Source organism: Caulobacter sp., from assembly GCF_017744445.1.
In the GTDB taxonomy this organism is placed as follows: Bacteria; Pseudomonadota; Alphaproteobacteria; order Caulobacterales; family Caulobacteraceae; genus Caulobacter.
In genome coordinates this window covers 1-632 of record NZ_JAGIBH010000102.1, presented here as the reverse complement: position 1 = coordinate 632, position 632 = coordinate 1, and the positions used below count along the sequence as shown (strand labels likewise).

Here is a 632-nt window from a genome sequence, read left to right as displayed (position 1 = left end):
CCGGCTTACTTCATTCCACTCTATAGGAAACAATCTCATATTGTGAAAGGCCATTGCGCAGTCGAGCCGACGCGTGGCGTCGCAAAGCTGTGATCCAATGGCGTTAAGCGGGCCGCGTCGCCCCGCGAAAGTCCGTGTCCCAATGAAAACGCGCGCCCTCCCCGCCCTGCTGCTGGCCTCTCTCCTGGCCCCCGTCGCTCCGGCTGGGCTCGCCGCCGCCGCGCCGCCGCCCCTGACCCAGAACGGCGGCCACTGGGCCTCGGGCCACATCCAGGGCATCGAGCTCAGCCTGCAGAAGGACTTCACCTTCCTGCCGGCGCCGTTCGACAGCTTCGGCATCTACGCCAATGCCGCGCTGATCGACTCCGAAGTCCTGATCGACGTGCCAGGCCGCCCCGATGGTCACGTGCCGTTCTTCAACCAGGCCGACGAGATCTACAACCTGCAGCTCTACTACGAGCGCGGCGGCCTGTCGGCGCGGGTCGCGTGGTCCTATCAGGGCGATGCGACGGGCAGCTCGTTCGGCGAGAACCCTGACCTCGACAACTACCGGGCGCCGCGCGAGACGGTCGATGCGCAGATCAGCTACACGTTCGCCAACGACCTCAAGCTGTCGCTGACCGGCTCGAACC

At 65.8% G+C, this 632-nt stretch carries 1 protein-coding gene; it reads left to right on the top strand.

The features are described 5' to 3' along the window. Positions 1–142 precede the first annotated feature (142 nt). A partial coding sequence (locus J7528_RS23880; protein ID WP_291879834.1) for a TonB-dependent receptor occupies positions 143–632 on the top strand: 490 nt, incomplete at its 3' end.